Annotated in this window: 20 protein-coding genes; 11 read left to right on the forward strand and 9 right to left on the reverse strand. The window is 67.5% G+C overall.

Annotated features, from left to right (window positions below):
• Nucleotides 1–4 precede the first annotated feature (4 nt).
• Nucleotides 5–1015 (reverse strand): aldo/keto reductase, encoded by a 1011-nt coding sequence (locus tag ACWGRX_RS16135; protein WP_452118360.1) that lies wholly within the window; start codon nucleotides 1013–1015, stop codon nucleotides 5–7.
• Nucleotides 1016–1207: 192 nt separating this feature from the next.
• Between ACWGRX_RS16135 and ACWGRX_RS16140 the strand changes: the two genes are divergently transcribed.
• The 10 genes from ACWGRX_RS16140 to ACWGRX_RS16185 all read left to right on the forward strand — a co-directional run bounded on the left by ACWGRX_RS16140 (nucleotide 1208) and on the right by ACWGRX_RS16185 (nucleotide 12860).
• Entirely contained in the window at nucleotides 1208–2560 is a 1353-nt protein-coding gene (locus ACWGRX_RS16140) for an ABC transporter substrate-binding protein (RefSeq protein WP_452118361.1), read from the forward strand.
• A gap of 136 nt (nucleotides 2561–2696) precedes the next feature.
• The gene (locus ACWGRX_RS16145) at nucleotides 2697–3626 is read left to right on the forward strand and encodes a carbohydrate ABC transporter permease (protein ID WP_291641340.1); all 930 of its coding nucleotides are present in this window, start codon (nucleotides 2697–2699) and stop codon (nucleotides 3624–3626) included.
• Nucleotides 3626–4444, forward strand: a complete 819-nt coding sequence (locus ACWGRX_RS16150) for a carbohydrate ABC transporter permease (protein ID WP_291641342.1) — start codon at nucleotides 3626–3628, stop codon at nucleotides 4442–4444. The genes ACWGRX_RS16145 and ACWGRX_RS16150 overlap by 1 nt, the downstream gene beginning before the upstream one ends.
• A gap of 79 nt (nucleotides 4445–4523) precedes the next feature.
• Nucleotides 4524–5420, forward strand: a complete 897-nt coding sequence (locus ACWGRX_RS16155; RefSeq protein WP_452118362.1) for a dihydrodipicolinate synthase family protein — start codon at nucleotides 4524–4526, stop codon at nucleotides 5418–5420.
• Nucleotides 5421–5538: 118 nt separating this feature from the next.
• On the forward strand, nucleotides 5539–6219 hold the full coding sequence (locus ACWGRX_RS16160; RefSeq protein ID WP_452118363.1) for a GntR family transcriptional regulator: 681 nt from the start codon (nucleotides 5539–5541) through the stop codon (nucleotides 6217–6219).
• Nucleotides 6220–6373: 154 nt separating this feature from the next.
• A complete protein-coding gene (locus ACWGRX_RS16165; protein ID WP_452118364.1) occupies nucleotides 6374–7366 on the forward strand; it encodes a sialic acid TRAP transporter substrate-binding protein SiaP in 993 nt (330 codons plus the stop codon).
• Between the two features lie 197 nt (nucleotides 7367–7563).
• Entirely contained in the window at nucleotides 7564–8061 is a 498-nt protein-coding gene (locus tag ACWGRX_RS16170; RefSeq protein WP_452118365.1) for a TRAP transporter small permease, read from the forward strand.
• The gene (locus ACWGRX_RS16175; RefSeq protein WP_452118366.1) at nucleotides 8058–9344 is read left to right on the forward strand and encodes a TRAP transporter large permease; all 1287 of its coding nucleotides are present in this window, start codon (nucleotides 8058–8060) and stop codon (nucleotides 9342–9344) included. The genes ACWGRX_RS16170 and ACWGRX_RS16175 overlap by 4 nt, the downstream gene beginning before the upstream one ends.
• Nucleotides 9345–9476: 132 nt before the next feature.
• Entirely contained in the window at nucleotides 9477–11174 is a 1698-nt protein-coding gene (locus ACWGRX_RS16180; protein ID WP_452118474.1) for an AMP-binding protein, read from the forward strand.
• An 84-nt stretch (nucleotides 11175–11258) separates the two neighbouring features.
• A complete protein-coding gene (locus ACWGRX_RS16185; RefSeq protein WP_452118367.1) occupies nucleotides 11259–12860 on the forward strand; it encodes a gamma-glutamyltransferase in 1602 nt (533 codons plus the stop codon).
• A 200-nt stretch (nucleotides 12861–13060) separates the two neighbouring features.
• On the opposite strand, the gene ACWGRX_RS16190 is transcribed toward ACWGRX_RS16185, so the two are convergent.
• The 6 genes from ACWGRX_RS16190 to ACWGRX_RS16215 form a co-directional block, all read right to left on the reverse strand.
• The gene (locus tag ACWGRX_RS16190; protein WP_452118368.1) at nucleotides 13061–14647 is read right to left on the reverse strand and encodes an ABC transporter substrate-binding protein; all 1587 of its coding nucleotides are present in this window, start codon (nucleotides 14645–14647) and stop codon (nucleotides 13061–13063) included.
• 87 nt (nucleotides 14648–14734) lie between these two features.
• On the reverse strand, nucleotides 14735–16228 hold the full coding sequence (locus ACWGRX_RS16195) for an amidase (RefSeq protein WP_452118369.1): 1494 nt from the start codon (nucleotides 16226–16228) through the stop codon (nucleotides 14735–14737).
• 112 nt (nucleotides 16229–16340) lie between these two features.
• Nucleotides 16341–17738, reverse strand: a complete 1398-nt coding sequence (gene lpdA, locus ACWGRX_RS16200; RefSeq protein WP_452118370.1) for a dihydrolipoyl dehydrogenase — start codon at nucleotides 17736–17738, stop codon at nucleotides 16341–16343.
• Between the two features lie 16 nt (nucleotides 17739–17754).
• Nucleotides 17755–19059 (reverse strand): dihydrolipoamide acetyltransferase family protein, encoded by a 1305-nt coding sequence (locus ACWGRX_RS16205; RefSeq protein ID WP_452118371.1) that lies wholly within the window; start codon nucleotides 19057–19059, stop codon nucleotides 17755–17757.
• Complete coding sequence (locus ACWGRX_RS16210; RefSeq protein WP_452118372.1) at nucleotides 19059–20075, reverse strand: alpha-ketoacid dehydrogenase subunit beta; 1017 nt, start codon at nucleotides 20073–20075, stop codon at nucleotides 19059–19061. The genes ACWGRX_RS16205 and ACWGRX_RS16210 overlap by 1 nt, the downstream gene beginning before the upstream one ends.
• 3 nt (nucleotides 20076–20078) lie before the next feature.
• Nucleotides 20079–21311 carry a thiamine pyrophosphate-dependent enzyme gene (locus tag ACWGRX_RS16215; RefSeq protein WP_452118373.1) on the reverse strand — a complete coding sequence of 411 codons (1233 nt, stop codon included), beginning with the start codon at nucleotides 21309–21311 and terminating at the stop codon, nucleotides 20079–20081.
• 209 nt (nucleotides 21312–21520) lie between these two features.
• Between ACWGRX_RS16215 and ACWGRX_RS16220 the strand changes: the two genes are divergently transcribed.
• Complete coding sequence (locus tag ACWGRX_RS16220) at nucleotides 21521–22021, forward strand: Lrp/AsnC family transcriptional regulator (RefSeq protein ID WP_291633755.1); 501 nt, start codon at nucleotides 21521–21523, stop codon at nucleotides 22019–22021.
• Nucleotides 22022–22046: 25 nt separating this feature from the next.
• Here the strand turns inward: ACWGRX_RS16220 and ACWGRX_RS16225 are convergent, their stop codons facing one another.
• Together ACWGRX_RS16225 and ggt are read right to left on the reverse strand one after the other, a co-directional pair.
• A complete protein-coding gene (locus ACWGRX_RS16225) occupies nucleotides 22047–23291 on the reverse strand; it encodes an aminopeptidase (protein WP_452118374.1) in 1245 nt (414 codons plus the stop codon).
• A gap of 121 nt (nucleotides 23292–23412) precedes the next feature.
• Entirely contained in the window at nucleotides 23413–25008 is a 1596-nt protein-coding gene (gene ggt, locus ACWGRX_RS16230) for a gamma-glutamyltransferase (RefSeq protein WP_452118375.1), read from the reverse strand.
• Between the last annotated feature and the right edge of the window lie 86 nt (nucleotides 25009–25094).

The following is a 25094-nucleotide window of genomic DNA, read 5'->3' on the forward strand; positions in this document are numbered from 1 at the left end:
AGCGTCACCCCGGAACCGGGACATCGGCGCCGAGCAGGCCTTCGGCCTTCAGCTCGGCCCAGAGGGAAGGGGGGATGGGAGCGGAAAGCTCGGCGAGCTGGTCTGCGACCTCGCTGGGCGTGACGGCGCCCATCACCAGGCTCGAAACCGCGGTATGGCCGAGTGGGAACTGCAGGGCGGCGCGACGCAAGGGCACGCCATGGCGGATGCAGACGGCCTCGATCGCGGCGACGCGCGTGCGGATCTCGGGCGGGGCCGGACGATAATTATAGCGGGCGCCGGCGACAGGTCCTGTGGCGAGGATGCCGGAATTGAAGACGCCGCCGAGCAACAGGCCGATGCCTTTTTCCAAAGCGAGCGGCATGAAGGAGGCGAGCGCCGGCTGTTCCAGCAGCGAATAGCGCCCGGCGAGCAGCATGGTGTCGAAATCGCCGGCGCGGGCGAAGCGCTCGCACATCTCGGCTTCGTTGACGCCGACGCCGATCGCCTTGACGGCGCCGGCGGAGCGCAGCCGGTCGAGGGCGCGATAGGCGCCGTCCATGGCTTCGGCGAAGCGCGCCTCGATCCGGTCGGCGCCATGGGTCCAGACATCGACGTCATGGATCAGGACGATGTCGAGTTGGTCGACGCCAAGGCGCAGCGCTGACTGTTCGAGTGAGCGCATGGCTCCGTCATGGGAGTAGTCGAAGCGCAGGCCGTGCGGCAGGCCGCCGAGATAGCCCGAGCCGTCGCCACGCCCGGCGAAAGGCTCCGCGACGCGGCCGACCTTGGTCGAGACGATGACATCCTTCCTGTCCGAACGGCGCAGCGCCGCGCCGATGCGGTGCTCCGACAGGCCGTGTCCGTAGAGGGGCGAGGTGTCGATCAGGCTGACGCCGGCGGCGAGCGCGGCCTCGACCGTCGCGATGGCGGTGGCCTCGTCGAGATGGGCGTAGAGATCGCCGAGCGGGGCGCCGCCGAAGCCGAGCGCGCTCGGTGTCAGTCCGGAGCGGCCGAGCGGTCTCGAGGGGAGCATCGATGCTGTCATTGGCGTGAGGCCGCGCTGGAGGTTCAACACTATGTGCACGCCAACATGTCAGCTTGCAACCGCGTTTGAACAGGATTAGCGTCGCCGCCTCGGCACGGGCCGGCCCTTCGCGGGTGCGGCCTGCCGGCATCGGATCAAAGGGCCCGGAGCGGCCTTCTCATATCGACAGGGAGGACGATCATGACCGACAGTATTCTGAAGCCGACGCGGCGTGGCCTGCTGCGCGGCGCCGCCGCGCTCGGCGCGACCAGCGCGGTCGCATCGCCGCTGGTGCTGCGCGAGGCGCACGCCCAGGCCGCCTTCAACTGGAAGCGCTTTTCCGGCCAGTCGATCGACGTTCTGCTGGTCAAGAACCCGCGCTCGGACCTGTTCCAGGCCGCCGAGAAGGAGTTCACCGAGCTCACCGGCATCAAGGTCTCCTCCGAGCAGGTGCCGGAGCAGCAGCAGCGCCAGAAGGCGGTGATCGAGTTCGCCTCGGGCAAGCCGAGCTTCGACGTCAGCGCGATCTCGCTGCATGTGCAGAAGCGCATGGCGGCCAAGGGCAAATGGTTCGCCGACCTCTCGCCCTTCATCAAGGACGCCTCGCTGACCTCACCCGACTTCAATTTCGAGGATTTCGGCGCCGGCGCCGTGGCCTATGCCCGTCAGGCCGACGGGGCGCTGGATACGCTGCCCTATTTCGTCGATTACTGGATGGTCTACTACAACAAGGAGCTCTTCGACGCGAAGGGCGTCGCCTTCCCGAAGAGCATGGACGAGATGGCGGTCGCGGCCGCCAAGCTGCACGACCCGGCCAAGGGCGTCGCCGGCTTCGTCTCGCGCGGGCTGAAGAACGCGAACGTTCCGGTCTGGGCCTGCCTGCTGCTCGGCCAGGGCGTCGAGACCACCTCGGCCGACGGCAAGCTCCTGACCGATACGCCCGAGGCGATCTGGGCCGGCGAGCTCTACAAGAAGCTCAACAAGGACACCGGCCCTGTCGGTTCGGTCGGCTTCAACTGGAACGAATGCCAGACCACCTTCATGCAGGGCCGCGCCGCGATGTGGCTCGACGGCATCGGCTTTGCGACGCCGCTCGAGGATCCTTCGAAGTCGCGCATCGTCGGCAAGGTCGGCTATGGCGTCACCCCGCCGGGTCCGAAGGCGCATCATGCCGGCATGTTCGGCGACGGCATCGGCATCTCGCGCGGTTCCGCCAAGAAGGAAGCCGCCTGGCTCTACATCCAGTTCATCACCAACAAGGCCCAGCAGCTCGCCATGCTGAAGGCGGGTGCCGGCGCCCCGGCCCGTTCCTCGGCCTATCTCGACAAGGCGACGATCGAGTCCTCGAAATTCGGCAAGCAGTATTTCGACTGTCTGCTGCAATCGGCGAAGATCGCCCGCGCAGCCCTGCCGCAGATTGTCCCGGTCACCGAGTTCCGCGACGTCTTCGGCGTCGGCCTGACCAACATGATCGGCGGGGCGGATGTCGCGACCGAGCTGAAAAAGGCGACCGAGGCCTTCGCGCCGGTGCTGGCGAAGAGCGAGCAGGGCTGAGGCGACCGCGACTGGCCGCTGGACGCGTCATGGTCGGGCTTGTCCCGACCATCCACGTCTTCCCCCGGCGCGACGTTCAAGACGTGGATGCTCGCCACAAGGGCGAGCATGACGGCGTGAGTTTCCAGAGCAGCAGATGACCAGCACCACCTTGCCAGCCTCCGGCCTCGCGAATTCGGCGCCGCCACCTCCAGCGGATTCGAAGGATTTCACGCCGCGCTACTGGCTGTTCTCGTTGCCGGCGGTGCTGATCGTCGCCAGCGTGATCGTCTTTCCCTGGCTGTTCACGCTCTACATGTCGAGCCAGGACTGGAAGATCGGCGGCGGGCCGGAATTCGTCGGCCTGCAGAACTATGCCGAGCTGCTGCGCGATCCGCGCTTCATCGAATCGATGGGGCACACCTTCTATTTCACGGTGCTGGCCGTGGTGCTGCCGATCGTCTTCGGCACCGCCGCGGCGCTGGTCTTCCATCGCGAATTCCCGTTCCGCGGTCTGCTGCGCACCATCTTCGTGATGCCGATGATGGCGACGCCGGTTGCGGTGGCGCTGGTCTGGACGATGATGTTCCACCCGCAGCTCGGCGTGCTGAACTATCTGCTCTCGCTGGTCGGCATCGGCCCGCAGCCCTGGGTCTATTCGCCCAGCACCGTGATCCCGACGCTGGTCCTGGTCGAGGTCTGGCACTGGACGCCGCTGGTGATGCTGATCGTGCTCGGCGGCCTCGCCGGGCTGCCGCGGGAGCCCTACGAGTCGGCGCTGATCGACGGTGCCAATGACTGGCACATGTTCCGCCACATTACGCTGCCGCTGGTCTGGCCCTTTATCATGGTGGCGATCGTGATCCGCACCATCGACGCGCTGAAGGCCTTCGACACGATCTTCGTGATCACCCAGGGCGGGCCGGGAACGGCGTCCGAGACGCTCAACATCTTCCTCTACCTACAGGCCTTCCAGTTCTACAAGATCGGCTACGCCTCGGCAGTCGTGGTGATCTTCTTCGTGATCATCATCATGCTCTCGCTGCTGCTGCTCTATGCGCGCCAGAAGTCGAAGTGGAACGCGTGATGCAGCGGCTCGCCAAGAAGCTCGGCTTCTACGCCTCGGTCTTCGTGCTGGTCTCGCCGGCGGTGCTGGTCTTCCTCTGGATGATCTCGCTCTCGCTCAAGAACGAGCTCGACAATACCGCCTTCCCGCCGGTCTTCATCCCGAACCCGCCGACGCTGGCGAATTATCTCGACGTGTTCGAGAAGAACAATTTCGCGCTCTATCTCTGGAACTCGATCCTGGTCACGGGCGGGGCGGTGCTGGTCGGCCTCGCCGTCGGCGTGCCGGCCGGCTACGGCATCGCGCGTGGCAAGGCGACCAAATTCGCGATCCTGATCCTGATCGCGAGGATGACGCCGGCTCTGTCCTATCTGATCCCGCTCTTCCTGCTGTTCCAGATCACCGGCCTCGTCGGCACGATCACCGCGCTCGTCATCACCCATCTCGTGATCACCATCCCGATCATCGTCTGGATCATGATCGGCTATTTCGAGAACGTGCCCATGGAGCTCGAGGATGCGGCCCGCATCGACGGCGCCACGACCTGGCAGGCCTTTCGCCATGTCGCGCTGCCGCTGGCCCGGCCCGGCATCGTCGTCGGCGGCATCCTCGCCTTCATCTTCTCCTGGAACAATTTCATCTTCTCGGTGGTGCTCGGCGGCAAGGCGAGCCGGACACTGCCATCGGCCGTCTACAACTCGCTGACCTTTGAGCAGATCTCCTGGGGGCCACTCGCGGCCGCCGCGCTGCTGGTGACGCTGCCGGTGCTGCTGCTGACCGTGCTCGCCCAGCGCGAGATCGTCGCCGGCCTCTCCGCCGGAGGACTCAAGGATGGCTGATCCGCTTGCCGCCGGTCTGTCTGCGCGCTAACCTTTGCCTAACATGTCAGTTTAACACGCTCTGGGAAAGATGATCTCCATGGCCCTCGACCCCAACCGCTTCGGCCTCTCCTGCGCCATCACCACGCCGATGCGGGAGGGCGGCGCCGTCGACCTGCCTCGGCTGGTGCACCATGCCAGGTACGTGCTGGCCAATGGCTGCGACAGCGTCACCCTGTTCGGCACGACCGGAGAGGGCGCGGCGCTCGGCGCCCCGGCCCGCACCGCGATGCTGGGCGCGCTGGTCGGCGCCGGCATCGACCCCGCCCGGCAGATCTATGCCGGCATCGCCGCCGCCTCGCTGCACGAGGCGGTCGAGCAGGCGCAGACGGCGCTGAGCATCGGCGCGAAGGGATTGCTGGTCGCCCCGCCCTTCTACTTCAAGGGTGTCAGCGACGAGGGGCTCTATGCCTGGTTCTCGCAGTTCTTCGAGAAGCTCGGCCCGTCGGCCCGCAACACCATCCTCTACCACATCCCCTCGGTGACGGCGGTCAACATCTCGGTCGGCCTGGTCGAGCGGCTGAAGAAGGCGTTTCCGGGCGTCGTCACCGGCGTCAAGGATTCCTCCTGCGACTATCCGACGACCGAGGCCTTCCTGAAGGCGCATGGCGAGCTCGCCATCCTGGTCGGCGACGAGCGCCTGCTGGCGCGGGCGGTGCGGGCCGGCGCGCAGGGCTCGATCTGCGGCGTCGCCAACCTCGTGCCGCAGCTGCTTCGGCCGCTGGTCTATGAGGGCATTGAGAACCCGGTGGTGAACGCGCTGGTCGACGAAATCTGTTCCTATCCGGTGCTGCCGGCGGTGAAGGCGCTGGTCGGCCATCTGCATGGCGATGCCGGCTATGGCGCGATGCGGGCGCCGCTGGTTGCGCTCGACGATGGCCAGCGCAAGCGGTTGTTTGCGGCCTTCGACCAGATCACACGCGCCAAGGCGGCCTAGGGCATGTTCCGCAAAGGTGGAGGCCATTTTTGCGATAGGGACATGCTCCAACTTGGTTTGGCGCGAATCCTTTCCGTTCGGCCGATTCCGGCTGAACGGAAAGCGCGCTGAGGGGGAGATGATGAGCCAGCCCGAGCCGGAACGCGAAGGCGAGCCGCTGAAGCTCAGGGAGCGGGCCTATGCCAGCTTCACCGAGCGGCTGCTCGCCCGCGAGATCAAGCCGGGTCAGTTCGTCACCCAGCGCGAGCTCGTCGCGATGACAGGCTTCCCGCTCGGCGCCATTCGCGAACTGATCCCGCGATTGGAGGCCGAAGGGCTGATCAAGACGGTGCCGCAGCGTGGCATGCAGGTCGCCCATGTCGACCTCAACCTGATCCGCAATGCCTTCCAGTTCCGGCTCTTCCTCGAGAAGGAGGCTACGGCGGCCTATGCGCGCAATGCCAGCGACGCCGAGATCGCCGAGCAACGCGCGCGGCACGAGGCGATCGTGCGGCGCGCCGAGGCGGGGGAGGAAGGGCAGAAGCTGATCGAGGAGGCCGAGGATGTCGACCGGCTGATGCACGAGGCGATCATCGATCATCTCGACAATGACATCGTCAGTCAGGCCTTCCGCGTCACCTGGCTGAAGATCAGGCTGATCCGGCAATATGAGACGCGCATCCACAACAGCATCATCGTGCCGGTGATGCAGGACCATCTGAAGATCATCGCGGCGATCGAGACGCGCGATCCGGAGGCTGCCGCCGCGGCGATGAGCGAGCACATCAACAACGCCCGCACCCGGGCGATGAGCTACTGAGACCCATAATCGAGCCGGAAACCGGCCATTCTGAGGGAGAAGACCAAGGCGCTCGATCTCTAAACCCTCATCCTTCGAGACGCGATCTCGAGATCGCTCCTCGGGATGAGGGAGTGGAGGAGAGCGCCAGCGTCACACAGGGAGGAGGACAACCATGACCAAGCTGACCAAACGTGGCTTTCTCGCCGGCTCGGCCGCGGCCGGCGCCGCGATCGCGATGCCGAGCGTGCTGCGGGCGCAGGCGACTGTGCTGCGCTGGGGCGAGATGCTGCCGACGACCCATCCGCAGGTGCAGATGGTCGATCGCATCGCCAAGGAGGTGAAGGAGAAGACCGCGGGTCGCGTCGACATCCAGTCCTTCCCGGCCGGCCAGCTCGGCTCCGGCAAGGACATGATGGAATCGGTCGCCTCGGGCGCGCTGACCATGACGACGGATGGAGCCGCCGCGCTCGGCTCCTTCCTGCCGCAGCTTTCGGTGATCGAGGCGCCCTATCTCTGGCGCGACCCCGCCCATATGGCCAAGGTCGCCAAGGCGCCGATCTTCGCCCAGATGAACGACGAGCTCGCCAAGAAGCGCGGCATGCGCATGGCGGCGGTGACCTATTACGGCAAGCGCCACCTGACCACCGGCTCAAAAGCGGTGAAGAGCGCCGCCGATGTCGCCGGCCTGAAGCTGCGCGTGCCGCCGGTCGACACCTTCCGGGCCATGGTCGAGGCCTGGGGCGCCAAGGCGACGCCGGTTAACTTCAACGAGCTCTACCTGGCGCTGAGCCAGGGCGCGGTCGATGGCCAGGAGAACCCGCTGCCGACGATCCACAGTGCCAAATTGCAGGAGGTGCAGAAGCACCTGATCCTGACCGGCCATATCATCACCCCGCGCCTGATCATCGTGAACCAGGATTTCTGGAAGGGGTTGAAGGAAGCCGACCGGACGATCCTCGAAGCCGCCATCGCCAATGGCGTCGCCTGGCAGGATGCCGAGCTCGCCAGCCAGGAGGGCAGCCTCGTCGCGACGCTGAAGGCGGCCGGCATGAGCGTCACCGAGCCCGATCTGGAGAGCTTCAGCAAGCCGGTGCTGGCGAGCCTGCCGAAGCAGTTCGAGGGCAAATGGGGCAAGGGCACCTGGGACGCACTCGCGGCGCTGTAGGGCTCAAAGATGGCCGATATGGGCGCGGGGAACCCTCTCCTGGAAGGAGAGGGCAGGGTGAGGTGCAGGCGGTTCGACCAGTGCCGCGAGCCCTCACCGCGCGATTGGGTTCATGCCAACGTTTCCGCTCCGAACACCTCACCCCTGCCCCTCTCCTTCCAGGAGAGGGGTTCCCCGCGCCCTTGAGACGGACGCCAATGAAATCCCTCGTCGCCCTCTCCGACCGGCTGGTGCGCGCCGCCGCCGTCGCCCTGCTGCTTTCGCTGCTCGTTGCGGTGCTGCTCGGGGTCGCCTCGCGCCAGCTCAACGCGCCGCTGGCCTGGACGGATGAGCTCGCCCAGTATCTTCTGGTCTGGACCGGCTTCGTCGGCTGGATCATCGCGGCGAGACGGCGTTCGCATATCCGGATCACCATTTTCGCCGATCGCCTGCCGAGGCCGGCCGGGCGGGTGCTCGAGGTCGCGACGCAGGTGGCGATCATCGTCTTCGCGGCGGTCCTTGTCCGCTATTCCTTCGGGCTGATCGAGCGGAACTGGGATGTCGAATCGATCGCGCTGCCGGTGAGCAGCGCGGCGCTCTACGTGGTGATGCCGCTCGCCGGGCTCGCCCTGATCTTGCAGGCGCTGGCCGAGATCGGCGACGTCGTCGCCGGCCGCAAGATCGAGACCGCCGAGCCGGGGACGCAGCCGCTATGAGCACGCTGATGCTGCAGATCCTGCCGGTCTGGTTCATTGTGCTCCTGATGGGCGTACCGCTCTTCGTCTCGATGGGGCTCGCGGCGATCGCCTTCGCCTTCTTCGGCGGCTTCCCGCTCGGCATCGTGCCGCAGAAGATCGCGCAATCCGCCAATTCCTTTCCGCTGCTGGCGGCGCCGCTCTTCATCCTGATGGGCAACATCATGAATTCGGCGGGGATCACCGACCGGATCTTCGCTTTCGCCACCGCCTGTGTCGGCTGGCTGCGCGGCGGCCTGTGTCATGCGAATATCCTCGCCAGCGTGATCTTCGCGGGAATGTCGGGCTCGGCGGTGGCCGATGCCGGCGGCGTCGGCACGCTCGAGATCAAGGCGATGCAGGATGAGGGCTACGATCCCGAGACGGCAGCGGCAATCACCGCGGCCTCGGCGACGATCGGGCCGATCATCCCGCCCTCGCTGCCGATGGTGATCTATGGGGTCTCTGCCGATGTCTCGATCGGCGGGCTCTTCCTTGCCGGCGTCATCCCCGGCCTGCTGATGGCCGGCGCGCTGATGGCGATGGTGGTCTATGTCGCCAAGAAGCGCGACCTGCCGCGCCATCCCTTCCCCGGCACGGCGCAACTCTGGATTGCCTATAAGGAGGCGCATTGGGCGCTGATGACGCCGGTCATCCTGTTCGGCGGCATGATGCTCGGCATCTTCACGCCGACAGAGGCGGCGGCGGTCGCGACCGCCTATGCGATCGTGCTCGGCCTTTTCGTCTACAACAGCTTCTCGCTGAACGACCTGCCGGAACTCGTCGTGCAGACGGTCGAGACCACCGGCGTCGTGCTGGCGCTGGTGATGACGGCGGCGGCGCTCGGTTGGTGCCTGTCGATCTCGCGCATTCCGCAGACGCTCGGACCGATGCTGGTCGACCTCGCCGGCAACCCGCTGGTCTTCCTGCTGATCGTCAACCTGCTGCTGCTCTTCGTCGGCTGCTTCATGGAAGCACTGGCGGCGATGCTGATCCTGATCCCGATCCTGACGCCGGCGGCCGCGCAGTTCGGTATCGATCCCATCCAGTTCGGCCTGATCTTCGTGCTCAACCTGATGATCGGCACGATCACGCCGCCGGTCGGGGTGGTGCTCTTCGTCACCTCGAAGATCGCCAAGATCTCGTTCGAGGCGATGTCGCGGGCGATCGTGCCCTGGCTGCTTCCCCTGCTCGCCGTGCTCGTCGCGGTTACGCTCTGGCCGCCGCTGACGACCTGGTTGCCCAATCTCGTGCTCGGCAAGTGAGCGCACCGTAACGCCCGGCGGCATGCCGGGCGCCTGCGCACTTGCGGCCTCAAGAAAGATCGATTCTTCTCGGGGCCGTCGCAGCGCTCCGCAGAGGGCGCCAGGGCAGAGCGGGAGGAGACGGGTTTGCAGATGCAGGAAGCCGCCTATCTGGCTGGGTTGCATGCCCTCTGGGACAAGGCCTGGCCGCCCGAATTGCCGAGAAAGCCACATTATCCGCTCGGCGAGATCGCGATCAGCGAGCATCTCCGGGAATGGGCGCGGCGCCAGCCGGAAAAGCCAGCCTGCATCTTCTACGGCCGGGAGATCAGCTATGCCGAGCTTGACCGGCTGAGCGACCGTTTCGCCGCACTGCTTACCGAGCATGGCGTGTGCCGCGGCGACCGGATCGCGGTCTTCCTGCCCAACTGCCCGCAATTCATGATCGCCTTCTTCGGCATCCTGAAGCTTGGTTGCGTGCATGTGCCGGTGAACCCGCTCTTCCGCGAGGCCGAGCTCGCCTATGAGCTCAACGACACCGGCGCCGAACTCGTCATCTGCCTCGATGCGCTGCTGCCGGTGCTGCGCAAGGTCCGCGGCGAGACTTCGGTGAAGACGGTCTTCGTCGCCGGCTTCGCCGATTTCATGCCGGCCGAACCGAGCTTCCCGGCGCCCGCCGCCGTGCTGCAGCCGCGCCTGCCGGCAGGCGACAACGAGATCGAGCTGATGCCGGCGCTGGCGGCCTGTCGCGGTCCGGTGCCGGAGATTGTCCCCGACCTCGATGCGGTCGCGGCGCTGAACTATACCGGCGGCACCACCGGCATGCCGAAGGGCTGCGTCCATACGCAGGGCGACATGCTCTACACGGCGGCGACCTCGCTTTCGACCAGCTTCGCGCTGACGCCGGAGGATGTCGTCGTCAACTTCGTGCCGATCTTCTGGATCGCCGGCGAGGATACCGGCCTGCTCTTCCCGATCGTCGCGGGGGCGACCGTCGTGCTGATGGCGCGCTGGGATCCCGTCGGCTTCATGGCGGCGGTCGAGCGCCACCAGGCGAGCTTCTCCTATCTGCTCGTCGACAACACGGTCGAGGTGCTCGAGCATGAGCGCGTGCAGGAGTTCGACCTGACATCGCTGAAGCGGGTGCGGGTCTCCTCCTTCGTCAAGAAGCTCAATCCGGATTTCCGCAGGCGCTGGCGCGAGCTCACTGGCGGCACCATGGTCGAGGCCGCCTGGGGCATGACCGAGACGCACACCATGGATTCCTTCAGCGTCGGGATGCAGCAGGACGATTTCGATCTTCTGTCGCAACCGGTCTTCGTCGGCCTGCCGCAGGCCGGGACCGAGTTCAAGATCTGCGATTTCGAGACCGGCGCGCTGAAGCCGCTCGGCGAGGAGGGCGAGATCTGCATGCGCTCGCCCTCGCTGATGAAGGGCTACTGGAACAGGCCGGAGGCCACGGCCGAGGCGATCCGCGGCGGCTTCCTGCACACCGGCGATATCGGCGTGATCGATACCGAGGGCTATCTGCACTTTCTCGGCCGGCGCAAGGAGATGCTCAAGGTCAAGGGCATGAGCGTCTTCCCGGCCGAGATCGAGGCGCTGCTCGGCCAGCATCCCGCCATTGCCGGCTCTGGCGTGATCGGCCGCGAGGATGCCGAGCGCGGCCAGGTGCCGGTCGCCTATATCTGCCTCAACCCGGCGGCCGCCGAGCAGCCGGATGAGGCCGCGCTCACTGCCTGGTGCAAGGCGCGGATGGCCGCCTACAAGGTACCGGAGATCCGCATCGTTCCGGCCCTGCCGATGACCGCGACGGGCAAGGTCAAGAAGGAGGAGCTGCGCACGCTGTGAATGCGTGGCAGCCCTTCGCCGGCAGCCGGTGACCGCGGCCGGCGGCCATGCAAGCTTGGCGGTGAGATCGTCCGGAGACCGAATATGACCATCGAACCGCGCCGCGCCGAAGCCTATCGCACGCAGAACTGGAAGCTGGAAAAACCGGCGGCGCGCGGGCGCGGCGGCATCGTCGTCTCGCAGAACCACGAGGCGGCCGCGGTCGGCGCCGCGATCCTCGAAGCCGGCGGCAATGCCGCCGACGCGGCGGTCGCGACTGCCTTCGCGCTGGCCGCGGTCGAGCCCTGGAACAGCGGCCTCGGCGGGATCGGCTTCGGCGTCGTGCTGAAGGCTGGCGAGAGCCGGGCGCAGGTCGTCGATTTCGGGCCGGTGGCGCCGCGCCGGGCCGACCCGGCCGATTATCCGCTGACCGGTGAGATGAAGCTCGATTTCTTCGCCTGGCCGGGCGTGGTCGGCGACCGCAACATCCACGGGCCGCTCTCCTTCTGCATCCCGTCCTCCGTCGCCGGCTACAAGACGCTGAAGGAGCGCTTCGGCACGACGATGCCGGTCTCCGAACTGCTCCAGCCGGCGATCGCGCTGGCCAGGCGCGGGCTGGCGCTCGACTGGTACACGACGCTGAAGATCGCCTCCTCGGCCGCGATCCTGCGGCTCTATGAGGAGAGCGCCCGGATCTACCTGCCGGACGGGTTGCCGCCGGTGCCGCCCTATCAGGGCGTGCCGGGCTTCCGGTCGCTCGGCAATCTTGCAGCGACGCTGGAGCATCTGGCCAAGGCCGGACTCGACGATTTCTATCGCGGCGAGCTGGCGAAGCGGCTTGCGGCCGACATTGCCGCGGCCGGCGGCGTCGTCGATGCGCAGGACCTCGCCGATTGCGTCGCCAGCGTGCGCGAGGCACCGGTGATCGACTGGCGCGGCACGCATCGCATCCACACCGCCGGCGGGCTGACCGCGGCACCGACGCTGCAGGCGGTGATCGAGGGTATGGCGGACAGCCGGCCCCCCGCCGGCGTGCCCGATGCCGCCTGGTTCGCCAGGCTCTCGCAGGTGATGCGCCAGGCCTATTCCAGCCGGCTTGCCGGCCTCGGCGCCGCACAGATGGCGAAGGAGCCGGGCGAGACCTGCACCACCCATCTCACCGTGGTCGATGGCGCGGGCAATCTCGTTGCACTGACCACGACGCTGCTCTCCTCGATGGGCAGCCGCTATGTCCTGCCCGAGACCGGCGTGCTGATGAACAACGGCATGATGTGGTTCGATCCGCGCCCCGGTAGCACCAACGCGATCGCGCCGGGTGCTCGCCCCTTGTGCAATATGTGCCCGGTGGTGGTGACGCCGGCCGATGGCGGCTGGCCGCGCCATGCCGCGGGTGCCTCGGGCGGACGCCGCATCCTGCCGAGCGTCTATCAGACGCTCGCCTTCACCCTGGATTGCGGGATGAGCCTCGAGGAGGTCGCGCACCAGCCGCGTATCGACGTTTCCGGCCCGGACGGGGCCAGCGCCGATGCCCGCCTGCCGGAAGCGACGCTGGAGGCGCTCGCGGCCGCCGGGCCGCTGACCGTGGTCGAGCACGGCGTGCTACCGCTGAACTTCGCCTGCCCGAACATCATCCGGGCGGAAAAGGGTGCGGCGGAAGGGATCAGCGACGCGATCTCGCCCTGGTCTGCGGCGGTGGCGGCGAAGTAGGGCGCGAGAACCACGACGCGAAACCCCTCTCCTGGAAGGAGAGGGGTAGGGGTGAGCTGTTCGGAAGCTGAATCGTTGGCCTGAGCCCGATCCTGCGGTCAGGCTCCACGCAACTGGTCGAACGGCCTACACCTCACCCTACCCTCTCCTTACAGGAGAGGGTTCCCCGCGTTGTACTCGTCGCGGTCAGAGGCGAGGCGTTACACCCGCTTCAGCCCCCAGGGATAGGGCGCTGAGCCCGGCAGCATGCCGGTCAGGTTCTTGCGATAGGCGGTCTTGATGACGAACTGGCCGAGCGGGATGGTGGCGCATTCCTCCAGCGCCAGCCGACCGAGCGCGACCGCCGCCTTCTTCTGCGCGGCCTCGTCCGGCGCGTAGAGCCATTCCTCGGCCAGTTCCTCGGCCTTGGCATTGGTCCACCAGCCGAACCAGCCTTTCTCGCCGGGGCCGCGCACGAGATTGGACAGGGCCGGGTTGCCCCAGCCGACCGCCGCGCCGGTGGTGTGGAAGATGCTCCAGCCACCCTTCTCGACCGGCTCGCGGCTGTTGCGGCGCTGGATTACCGTGCCCCAGTCGCTCGCCGCCATCTCGACATTCATGCCCATCGACTTCAGCAGCTCGTAGGTGACGTCGCCGAGCGGGCCGATATCGGGGAAGTCGGTCGGGTTGATGATGACGACCTTCTCGCCGTTGTAGCCGGATTCCTTCAGCGCTGCCTTGGCCTTGTCGAGGCTCTGCGGCATCAGCTCCTCGAGCTCGCCGGTGTAGTAGGGCGTGCCGCGCCACCAGAGGTTCCGGCAGACCTGCCAGGCGGTGGTGTCGTCGCCCTGCGAGGCCCGCATATAGTCTTCCTGGTTGACGCCCATGCGGACGGCGGCGCGCACCTTGGGATTGTTGAAGGGCGGCTGCAGATGGTTCAGCCGCATGATCGAGCCGCGGCCGTTCTTGTCGATGACCTCGCGGGTGACGTCCGGGCTGCGGGCGAGCAGGGGCTGGAGATCGGCGAGCGGACGCTCCCACCAGTCGATCTCGCCCTTGGTCAGGGCTGCGGCTGCTGTCGCGGGGTCGGGCAGGATCGGCCATTCGACGCGCTTGAAATGCGCGATCTTGCCGCCCGCATTGCGGCTGGGAGGCTCGCTGCGCGGCTTGTAGGCCTCGTTCTTCTCGTAGACCACGCGGCTGCCGGTGACATACTCCGCAGCGACGAACTTATAGGGGCCGGAGCCGGTCATCTCGGTGACCTGCTTGGTGGCGTCGGTCTGGGCCAGGCGCTCGGGCATGATGAAGGGCGGGTTGTCGGCCTTGGCGAGGCAGTCCAGCATCATCGGGAAGGGCCGAGTCAGCTTGATCTCGATGGTCCGCTCGTCGGGGGCGTTCCAGGCCTCGACGGCTTTGGCGAGCAACTGGCCATAGGGATCGCGCTGGCACCAGCGCTTCAGGCTCTGGATGCAGTCGGCCGACCGCACCGGCTGGCCGTCATGGAAGGCGAGGCCTTCGCGCAGCTTGATCTTCCAGACCTTGCCATCGGCGGAGGTTTCATGGCCCTCGGCCATTTGCGGCTGGGGCTTCAGGTCGAGATCGCCGCCATAGAGCGTGTCGAAGATGTAGTAGCCGTGATTGTTGGTGACGGTCGCCGTCGTCCAGATCGGGTCGAGCGAGGTCAGGTTGGCCTGCGGCGCCATCTTCAGCACGGTCGCGCTCGCTCCCTGGGCGAAGGCCTCCTGCGCGATGGCTGGTGCGAAAAGGGCGGCGGCTGCCGTGCCCTGCAGAAACTGGCGGCGTTTCATATGGTCTCTCCCCTTTTATGATTGAGTCTAACAGTCGATGAAACTTGGTCTCTCTGCTCTTTGTGGAATGGGACGGGCTGATGCCTCCTAGTCGAAGCCGAGGAAATTCGGGCTGTCGGCGAGCTTCGGCGCGGCCTTCAACCTGGCGATATCCGGTACCGGGCGGGCGGTGAGCGGATCGCCGGCCAAGAGCGCCTCGAGCGCCGCCGCAACCGCGAGCACCTTGGCGTCGCCGCCGCGCGGGCCGACGATCTGCAGGCCGAAGGGCATGCCGTTGCGGTCGAGCCCGACCGGCAGCGAGATCGCGGGGTGGCCGACGATGGTCACCGCGTAGGCCATTGCGAGCCAGTGGAAATAGGTCCGCGTCGGCTTGCCGTCGATCTCGGCCGGGTAGAGCTCGGACCAGGGCCGCGGCGAGAGCGTCATCGCCGGCGACAGGATGACGTCGTAATCGGTAAAGAAGCGCTGCCATTCATTGTAGATCACGGTCTGCTGCTTCAGCGCCCGGGTGATGTCGAGCGCGCCATAGCGCAGGCCTTCCTCGACATTGGCGCGGACATTGGGGCCGACCTTCTCCGGCGTGTCACGCACTCGCTCATACTGTCCGGCGAGGAAGTTGACGGCGCGCAGCACCTCGAAGCTCTCATCGGTGCCGGCGCAGTCCGGCGTCGCTTCGTCGGCGCGGGCGAAGACCTTGCTGAAGCGGCCGACCTTGTCGGCAAAGACCTCGCGGATGTGCTTCTCGGTCGGGGCGAAGCCGAAATCGGGGGTGATCGCGACTTTCAGCGCGGCGAGGTCGCAGGCCTGCGGGCGGGCGAAGTCCTCGGGGCGGCGCACCGAGCTGCCATGGATCGTCGTCGCCAGCGGATCGCAGGCGTCGTCGCCGACCATGGTCGAAAGCAAGAGGCAGAGATCGGGCACGGTGCGGGCCATCGGGCCGAGCACCGAGAGCGGATTCCAGCCGAGCGCCCGCTTGTCGCTCGGCACCAGGCCGGGCGAGGGACGGAACCCGACGATGCCGTTGAAGGCGGCGGGATTGCGCAGCGAGCCGCCGGTGTCCGAGCCGGTGGCGATCGGCACCATATTGGTCGCGAGCGCGACGCCGGAGCCGCCGGAGGAGCCGGCGGCGGAGCGCGAGGGATCGAACGGGTTGCCGGTGACGCCATAGACGGCGTTGCGGGTGTTGGCGCCGGCGCCCCATTCGGGCGTGTTGGTCTTGCCGACGATGACGGCGCCGGCCTTGCGGACCGAGGCGACGATCAGCTGGTCCTGTTTCGGCACATGATCGGCGAAAAGCGGGCTGCCATAAGTGGTGCGCAGCCCGGCGACGTCTTCCAGGTCCTTGATGCCGATCGGCAGGCCGTGCAGGGCGGGCAGGGCGTCGCCGCGCATGGTCGCCGCATCCGCCGCCTTCGCCGTGGCACGGGCGCGCGCATCGTCGCGGGCGACCATGGCATTCACCGTGGGATCGACCGCATCGATCTGTGCCAGGCAGCTTTCAAGCAGTTCGCTGGCGGAGAGCTTCTTCTCGCCGATCAGGCGGCGGGCCGTCACGGCATCGAGATCGCAGGGTTCGGTCACGTCGGCAGGCTCCGGCAGTCAGGGCGGGCCCGTCTTGGCCCATCCTGCCAGTCGAAGCGGCCAGCGCCGCTACGTCAACCCTCGCCGGGTTGTACCCCTGTCTGCGTTCACCTCAGATGTGCAGGGCGTGGCCGAGCGCCTTCAGCGCCGATTCCTGGAAGGCCTCGCCCAGGGTCGGGTGGGCGTGGATCGTGCCTGCGATGTCCTCCAGCCTTGCTCCCATCTCGATGGCGAGGCCGAAAGCGGCGGAAAGCTCCGAGACGCCCTGTCCGACGGCCTGGATGCCGAGGACGAGATGGTTGTCGGCGCGGGCGACCACGCGCACGAAGCCGGCCTCACCATGGCGGGTCATGGCGCGGCCATTGGCCTGGAACGGGAACTGGCCGAGCTTGACCGCGAAGCCGGCGGCCTTGGCCTCCGTGGGCGAAAGACCGGCCGAGACGATTTCGGGATCGGTGAAGCAGATCGCGGGTATGCAGGCCTTGTCCCAAATCCGCGGCTCGCCGGCGACGATCTCGGCGACCATCTCGCCCTGCGCCATGGCGCGATGGGCCAGCATCGGCTCGCCGGTGACGTCGCCGATGGCGTAGATGCCGCGCATCGAGGTCTCGCAGCGCTCGCCGATGCGGATGAAGCGGCCATCCATGTCGAGTACCAGTTCGTCGAGGCCGAGCCTGCTGGTCGCAGGGGCGCGCCCGACCGTGACCAGGATCTTGTCGGCCTGAAGCTCGCGCTCCTTGCCGTCGGCGGTCTCGATGCGCAGGCCGCCGCCCTTGGCGGTCGGACCGAGCGCCTTGGCGCCCGTCAGGACCTCGATGCCGAGTGCCGAGAGACTCTTGGCGACGGGCGCGGTCAGCTCGGTATCGTAGAGCGGCAGGATCTTGTCCTGCGCCTCGACCACGGTGACCTTGGCGCCGAGCTTGGCGAAGGCAGTGCCGAGCTCGAGCCCGATATAGCCGCCGCCGACCACGATGAGGCGCTTCGGCAGTTCGGTCAGCGCCAGCGCGCCGGTCGAGGAGATGACATTGCCGCCGAAGGGCAGGAAGGGCAGCTCGACCGGGACGGAGCCGGTGGCGATCACGATCGTCTCGGCCTTGATCAGCTTCGGGCCGGTCTCGGTCTCGACCGCCACGGTCTTGCCGTCGCGGAAGCGGGCCTGGCCGTGGACGATCTTGACCTTGGCCTTGCGCAGGAGCGCGGCGACGCCGTTGTTGAGACGCTGGACGATGCCGTCCTTCCAGGCGACGGCCTGCTTCATATCGAGCTTCAGCTCGGCGGCGGTCAGGCCGAAAGGCGTCTTGCCGGCGGCGGCATGGGCGGCCTTCTCGAACTCCTCGGCGACATGGATCATCGCCTTTGAGGGGATGCAGCCGATATTGAGGCAGGTGCCGCCGAGCTTGGTGCTCTCGACGATGACGGTGTCGATGCCGAGCTGGCCGGCGCGGATGGCGCAGACATAGCCGCCCGGGCCGGCGCCGATGACGAGCAGCTTGCAGGTGATGTCGGTCATGGCTCGCTCCCGCCGCTCACAGGTCCACGAACAGCGTCGCGGGGGTTTCCAGCAACTGCTTGAGGCGCTGCACGAAGACGGCGGCGTCCCAGCCGTCGACGACACGGTGATCGAAGCTGGAGGAGAGGTTCATCATCTTGCGCGGCACGAAGGTGGCGCCATCCCAGACCGGGCGGACGACCATCTTGTTGACGCCGACGATCGCGACCTCGGGATGGTTGATCACGGGGGTGGTGGCGATGCCGCCGAGCGCGCCGAGCGAGGTGATGGTGATGGTCGAGCCGGTGAGTTCGTCGCGCGTCGCGGTGCCGTCGCGGGCACGTTCGGCAAGGCGCGACAATTCGAGGGCGCAGCCCCAGAGGTCGCGCGCCTCGGCATGCTTGACCACCGGCACGATCAGGCCCGACGGGGTCTGCGTCGCGATGCCGATGTCGATGCCGGCATGCTGGCGCACGATCCCGGCTTCGTCGTCATAGAGCGCGTTGATATTGGGCTGCTCGGCCAGCGCCTTGACCATCGCCCGCATCAGGAAGGGCAGCAGGGTCAGTTTTGGCCGCTCGGCGGTCGGCTTCTTGTTCAGCGCGGCGCGCAGGTCCTCGAGGGCGGAGACGTCGACCTCTTCGACAATCGTGATGTGCGGGATGCGCGATTTCGACAGCGCCATCTTCTCGGCGATGCGACGGCGCAAGCCCACGACCTTGACCTCGGTCACCGCCGTCTTCGCGACGAGCTCGCCCTTGGCCGGGGCCTCGGGGCCGCGCTGGATGAAGGCGTCGAGATCCTCATGGGTGATGCGGCCGGCCGGGCCGGAGCCCTGGACCTGGCGCAGGTCGACGCCGGCCTCGCGCGCCTTCAGCCGGACGGCCGGGGAGGCCAGCGGCTTTTCGCCGGCGGCGCGGCGCGGGGCGGCGACGGGTGCCGGGCGGGCGGGTGCAGCTGCGGGTTTCGGCGTCGATATCTGCTTGGGGGCAGGCTCGGAAGCCGTGACCGGGGCCGTCGGGGCCGTCGCGGCGGGCTTGGCCCTGGGCGGCTCGACCGGCGCTTCGGCTTCGGCCGGCTCCTCGGTCGCGGTGCCGTCGCCGGCGACCTTGAGCTTGACCAGCGCCGAGCCGATCGCGACGGTGTCGCCGATCTCGGCACCGACCCAGGTGACCTCGCCCTCGACCGGGGAGGGGATCTCGACGGTCGCCTTGTCGGTCATCACCGCGGCGATCAGATCATCCTCGCGGACGATGTCGCCGACCTTGACGTGCCACTCGACCAGCTCGGCCTCGGCGATGCCCTCGCCGACATCCGGCAGCTTGATGATGCGCTCGGCCATCAGCGGCTCTCCATGATCTCGCGCAGCGCAGCGCCGACGCGGGCGGGGCCGGGGAAATAGGCCCATTCCTGGGCATGCGGATAGGGCGTGTCCCAGCCGGTGATGCGCAGGACCGGCGCCTCCAGATGGTAGAAGCAGTGCTGCTGCACCAGCGCGGCCAGCTCCGCACCGAAGCCCGAGGTCAGCGTCGCCTCGTGCAGGACGATGCAGCGCCCGGTCTTCGAGACCGAGGCGACGATTGCGTCGAGATCGAGCGGCAGCAGGGTGCGCAGGTCGATGATCTCGGCGTCGATGCCGGTCTCCTCGGCGGCCGCCTGCGCGACATGGACCATGGTGCCGTAGGTTACGATGGTGACGGCCGCGCCTTCGCGGCGGATCGCCGCCTTGCCGAGCGGGATGGTGTAATGACCTTCCTCGACCTCGCCGAGTTCGTGCTTCGACCAGGGCGTGACCGGGCGGTCGTGATGGCCGTCGAAGGGGCCGTTATAGAGCCGCTTCGGTTCGAGGAAGATCACGGGATCGGGATCCTCGATCGCGGCGATCAGCAGGCCCTTGGCGTCGCGCGGATTGGACGGCACCACCGTCTTCAGGCCGGAGACATGGGTGAACAGGGCTTCCGGGCTCTGGCTGTGGGTCTGGCCGCCGAAAATGCCGCCGCCGGTCGGCATGCGGATCACCATCGGGCAGGTGAAGTCGCCGGCCGAGCGGTAGCGCAGGCGCGCCGCCTCCGAGACGATCTGGTCATAGGCCGGATACATGTAGTCGGCGAACTGGATCTCGACGCAGGGGCGCAGGCCATAGGCCGCCATCCCGATCGCGGTGCCGACGATGCCGAGCTCGCTGATCGGCGCGTCGAAGCAGCGGTTGACGCCGTATTTCTGCTGCAGGCCGTGGGTGCAGCGGAAGACGCCGCCGAAATAGCCGACATCCTCGCCATAGACGACGACATTGTCGTCGCGGCCCATCGAGACGTCGAGGGCCGAGCGGATCGCCTCGATCATGGTCATGCGGGCCATGGCTCAGACTCCGATCTGCTGGCGCTGGCGGCGCAGATGCGGCGGCAGCTCGGCATAGACGTCCTCGAACATGTCGCGGGCGGAGGGCTTGCCGCCGGCATGCAGCGTGCCGAAGCTCTCGGCTTCCTTCTGGGCGGCGATCACGGTCGCCATGATCTCGGCCTCGGTCTGCTTGTGGCGCTCCTCGGTCCAGGCGCCGCTCGCGATCAGGTGCTGCTTCAGCCGGACGATCGGGTCGCCGAGCGGCCAGTCGTCGGATTCGTGCTTGGGCCGGTAGGCGGAGGGATCGTCCGAGGTCGAATGCGCGCCGGCGCGATAGGTGACGTATTCGACCAGCGTGGGCCCAAGATTGCGGCGGGCCCGCTCGATCGCCCATTGCGCGACGGCATAGGTCGCGAGGTAGTCGTTGCCGTCGACCCGGAGCGCCGGGATGCCGAAGCCGAGGCCGCGGGCGGCGAAGGTGCCGGAACCGCCCCGTGCAATGCCCTGGAAGGTCGAGATCGCCCACTGGTTGTTGACGACGTTGAGGACGACCGGGGCCTTATAGGTCGAAGCGAAGACGAGCGCGGCGTGGAAATCGGACTCGGCGGTCGAGCCGTCGCCGACCCAGGCGGCGGCGATGCGGCTGTCGCCCTTGATCGCCGAGGCCATGGCCCAGCCGACGCCCTGGACGAACTGGGTGGTGAGATTGCCCGAGATCGAGAAGAAGCCGTGGGCCTTGGAGGAGTACATCACCGGCAATTGCCGGCCCTTCATCGGGTCGCGCTCGTTCGAGTAGATCTGGCACATCATCTCGACGAGCGGATAGTCGTGCGCGATCAGGAGCCCGGCCTGGCGATAGGTCGGGAAGTTCATGTCGCCCGGGCCGAGCGCGATGCGGAAGGCGCAGGAAACCGCCTCCTCGCCGGTGTGCTGCATGTAGAACGAGGTTTTGCCCTGGCGCTGCGCCATCTGCATCCGGGCATCGAAGGCGCGCAGCGTCAGCATGTGGCGCAGGCCCCGGATCAGCTCGTCCTTGGAGAGCTCGGGCACCCAGGGGCCGACCGCCTCGCCCTCGCGGTTGAGCACCCGGATAATCGAATAGGCGAGGTCGCGGATTTCCTTCGCCTCGACATCGACCGGCGGGCGCTGCACCGAGCCGGCCTTGGGGATCACGACATGGGAGAAGTCCGGCTTTTCGCCGGGGCGACTGGCCGGGACGGGAACATGGAACCGAAGCGGTGAGGGGTCTGTCATGTCCACGCTCCCTAGGCTCTGTCCGACCCAGCATTCCGCGCCACGATGCGGGCCGCAAGGCACGTTTGCAGGTGCGCCCGTCTGGGCGCCGTCCTTATGCGGGCATGTTAGGGCTATGAAATGCCTATTTCTTGCCGAAATGGCCTTGTGATTTGCTCATTCTCGGATGATATTTCTGCTACTTTGATATATGGCGGAAAATTCACTCTATGGTGGTGAAGGCGCGGCGCGGCGATGAGCTCGATGCGATCGACCGGCGCATCCTCTCGGCCCTGAACGAGGACGGCCGGCTGACGATCAACGCGCTCGCCGAGAAGGTCGGCCTGTCGCCCTCGCCGTGCTGGACACGGGTGAAGCGGCTCGAGGAGAGCGGGGCGATCGAGAAATATGTCGCGGTGCTCAACCACCGCGCGCTCGGGCTCGACAATGTCGTCTTCATCGAGATCACGCTCGACAAGCATGACGACAAATTGCTCGACCGCTTTGGCGAGGCGCTGGCGCGCATCCCGGAAGTGGTCGAGGCCCATCTCGTCACCGGCGACTATGATTATCTGGTCAAGGCCGTGGTCAGCGGCACCGAGCACTATGAGCGCTTTCTGCGCGAGAAGATCTACCGGCTGCCAGGCCTGCGCCAGTCGCGCACGACCTTCGGGCTGCGCACGCTGAAGCGGGCGATCTCGGTCGACCCGCTGCAGATCGCGCCGGGGTGAGCGGCGCGATCGGCCGGGCTCGGGCTTAGGCCCATTCGCCCTTGCGGAAGACGGCGACGCGGCTGCCATCGGCCCTGATGCCGTCGATGTCGACCGCGGCGGAGCCGATCATCCAGTCGATATGGATCAGGCTCTTATTGCCGCCCTGCGCCGCGATCTGCTCGGGCGTCAGCGTGCTGCCGTCGACGAAGCATTTCGAATAGCACTGGCCGAGCGCGATATGGCAGGAGGCGTTCTCGTCGAAGAGCGTGTTGTAGAACAGGATGCCGCTCTGCGAGATCGGCGAGGAATGCGGCACCAGCGCGACCTCGCCGAGGCGGCGGGCGCCCTCGTCGGTGTCGAGCACCCGGTTCAGCACCTCCTCACCGCGCGAGGCCTTCGCCTCGACGATGCGTCCTTCTGCGAAGCGGACCTGAATCTCGTCGATCAGCGTGCCCTGATAGGAGAGCGGCTTGGTCGAGGAGACATAGCCTTCGACCCGGCGCGCATGCGGCGTGGTGAAGACCTCCTCGGTCGGGATGTTGGCGTTGCAGGTGACGCCGTTCTTGGCGGTCGAGGCGCCGCCCTGCCATTCATGGCCATCGGCGAGGCCGATGGTCAGATCGGTGCCGGGCCCGGTGAAATGCAGGGCCGCGAAGCGTTCGCCGTTCAGCCATGTCGTGCGCCGGGCGAGGGCGGCATTATGGGCCGCCCAGGCGGCGACGGGGTCGTCGCGGTCGACGCGCGAGGCCGCGAAGATCGCCTCGGCGAGGCGTGCGACAGCGATCTCCTCGGCGTCGTCCTTGAAGACCTGGCGGGCCCAGGCGGCGCCGGGATAGGCGATGATGTTCCAGTTGATGTCGAAATTGGCGATCTTCTCCAGTGCCGGCTGATAGGCGAGGGAGTTCGCCTTGTTGGCGCGGGCGACCTTGGACGGGTCCTCGCCCGAGAGCAGCATCGGATTGTCGCCGACGATGGCGAGGCGGGCGGTGTTGGCGGCGAAGGCCTTGGCGGCACCCTCATGCAGCCAACCGGCCGCCCGGTCGAAGCTGCCATCCTTGCCGTAGCGATAGCGCGCCAGCGTCAGCTCCTCATCGGAGAAGATCGGCGTGACCAGGCCGGCGCCGGCCTTGTAAGCGTGCTCGGCGATGCGCCGCACCAGCGGCAGCGCCGCCAGCGGGGCGGTCAGGAAGAGGTCCTGCCCCTCCTGCAGATTGAGGCCGACCTTGACGGCGACCTGCGCCAGCCGGTCGAGCTTGACCGGGTCGACGACGGGGAGGTGCTGGTTCATGAGAGGGTCCGGATCAGATTCGCGATGAGGCGCGCATTGCTCGCGCAAAACCTTCGCAGGTCAACTGCGCCGATGCCGGCGCAGCACTTGTGCAGCGCCGGACACCGAGCCCTTCGGCCATTCAGAGGCCGAGCGCGCAGCCGTCCTTGCGCGGATCGGAGCCGCCGGTCAGCGTGCCCTTCTGCCAGTCGATCCAGATCGCCTGGGCGCCGCCCATCGGCGTCTTCGGCGGCTGGACCTTGAAGCCGCGGGCCGCCAGCGCGGGACCGACGCTCTCGCGCAGGCGTCCCTCGACCTCGACCGTCGCCGTGCCCGGCAGCGGGAACAGGCGCGGCAGGTCGATCGCCTCCTGCAAATCGAGGCCATGGTCGAAGAGCTTGGCGAGGAAATGGGCATGGCCCATCGCCTGGTAGTGACCGCCCATCACGCCGAAGGGCATCACGACGCGGCCGCCCTCGGCGACCATGCCGGGGATGATGGTGTGCATCGGGCGCTTGCGCGGCGCGACCGCGTTCGGGTGGCCCGGCTTCAGCACGAAGCTCTGGCCGCGATTATGGAAGAGCACGCCCGATTTCCTGGTCATCAGCCCGCTGCCATAGGGCGAGAAGATCGAGTTGATGAAGCTGACGGCGTTGCGGTCCTTGTCGACGACGCAGATATAGACGGTGTCGCTGTGCTCGGCGCCGGCCGGGATGACCGGCAGCGGCTCGGTGGCGCGGGCAGGATCGATCGCGGCGGCGAGCTGGTCGGCGAGCCCGTCCGAGAGCAGCAACTCGACCGGCACCTTCTCCTGCGCCATGTCGGCGACGAGCCGGTCGCGCGCGGCATAGGCGAGGCGCGTCGCCTCCAACTCGATATGCAGGTTCCCGGCCTCGAGCGGGCCGCCCTTGGGCTGGAAGCGCTCGAGGATCTTCATGATCATCAGCGCGATGATACCCTGGCCGTTCGGCGGGCATTCGTAGACGGTGCGACCGCGGAAGCTCGTGCTGATCGGCTTGACGTACTCGCCCTGCGCGGCGGCGAAATCCTCCAGCGTATGCAGGCCGCCGGCGGCCTTGAGATGCGCGACCATCTCGGCGGCGATCTCGCCGCGATAGAAGGCGTCCGGCCCCTCCCGGCCGATCGCCTCCAAGGTCGCGGCAAGGCCCGGCTGATGCTGGACGGTGCCGGCCTGCGGCGGCTGGCCGCCGATGAGGAAGGTCGCGGCGGCGTTCGGGTCGCGGACCAGCGTGTCGTGCTGGCCGGCGAGATCATAGGCGACGCGCGGCGTGATGGCGTAACCCTCGCGGGCGAGCGCGATCGCCGGCTGGAAGATCTCGGAAAGCGGCAGCCTGCCATGGTCCTTGACCAGCCGCGCCCAGGCCTCGACCGCGCCCGGCACGGTCACGGCATGCGGCGAATGCCGCTCCAGCGTGGTGATGCCGGCCTTGGCGTACCAGTCGAGCGTCGCGGCCGCCGGCGTGCGGCCGGAGCCATTATAGGCGCGGATATCGGTCGAACCGCCGGGCGAATAGAGCACGAAGCAGTCGCCGCCGATGCCGGTCGAGCCGGCCTCGACCACACATTGCACGGCGCAGGCGCCGACCGCCGCGTCGATTGCATTGCCGCCGGCGCGCAGGATGTCGAGCGCGGCCAGCGTTGCGGCCGGATGCGAGGTTGCGGCCATGGCATTGCGGCTGATCGCGAGCGAGCGGCCGGGGAGTTCGAAATCGCGCATCGGGCAGGTCTTTCCTCGGGCAGGCCGGCCACGGGCCGGGGTTCGGATGGGGCCGGCGCGGCGAGGAACGCCGCACCGGCTTTAGG

It is taken from the genome of Allobosea sp. NPDC055594 (assembly GCF_053618995.1).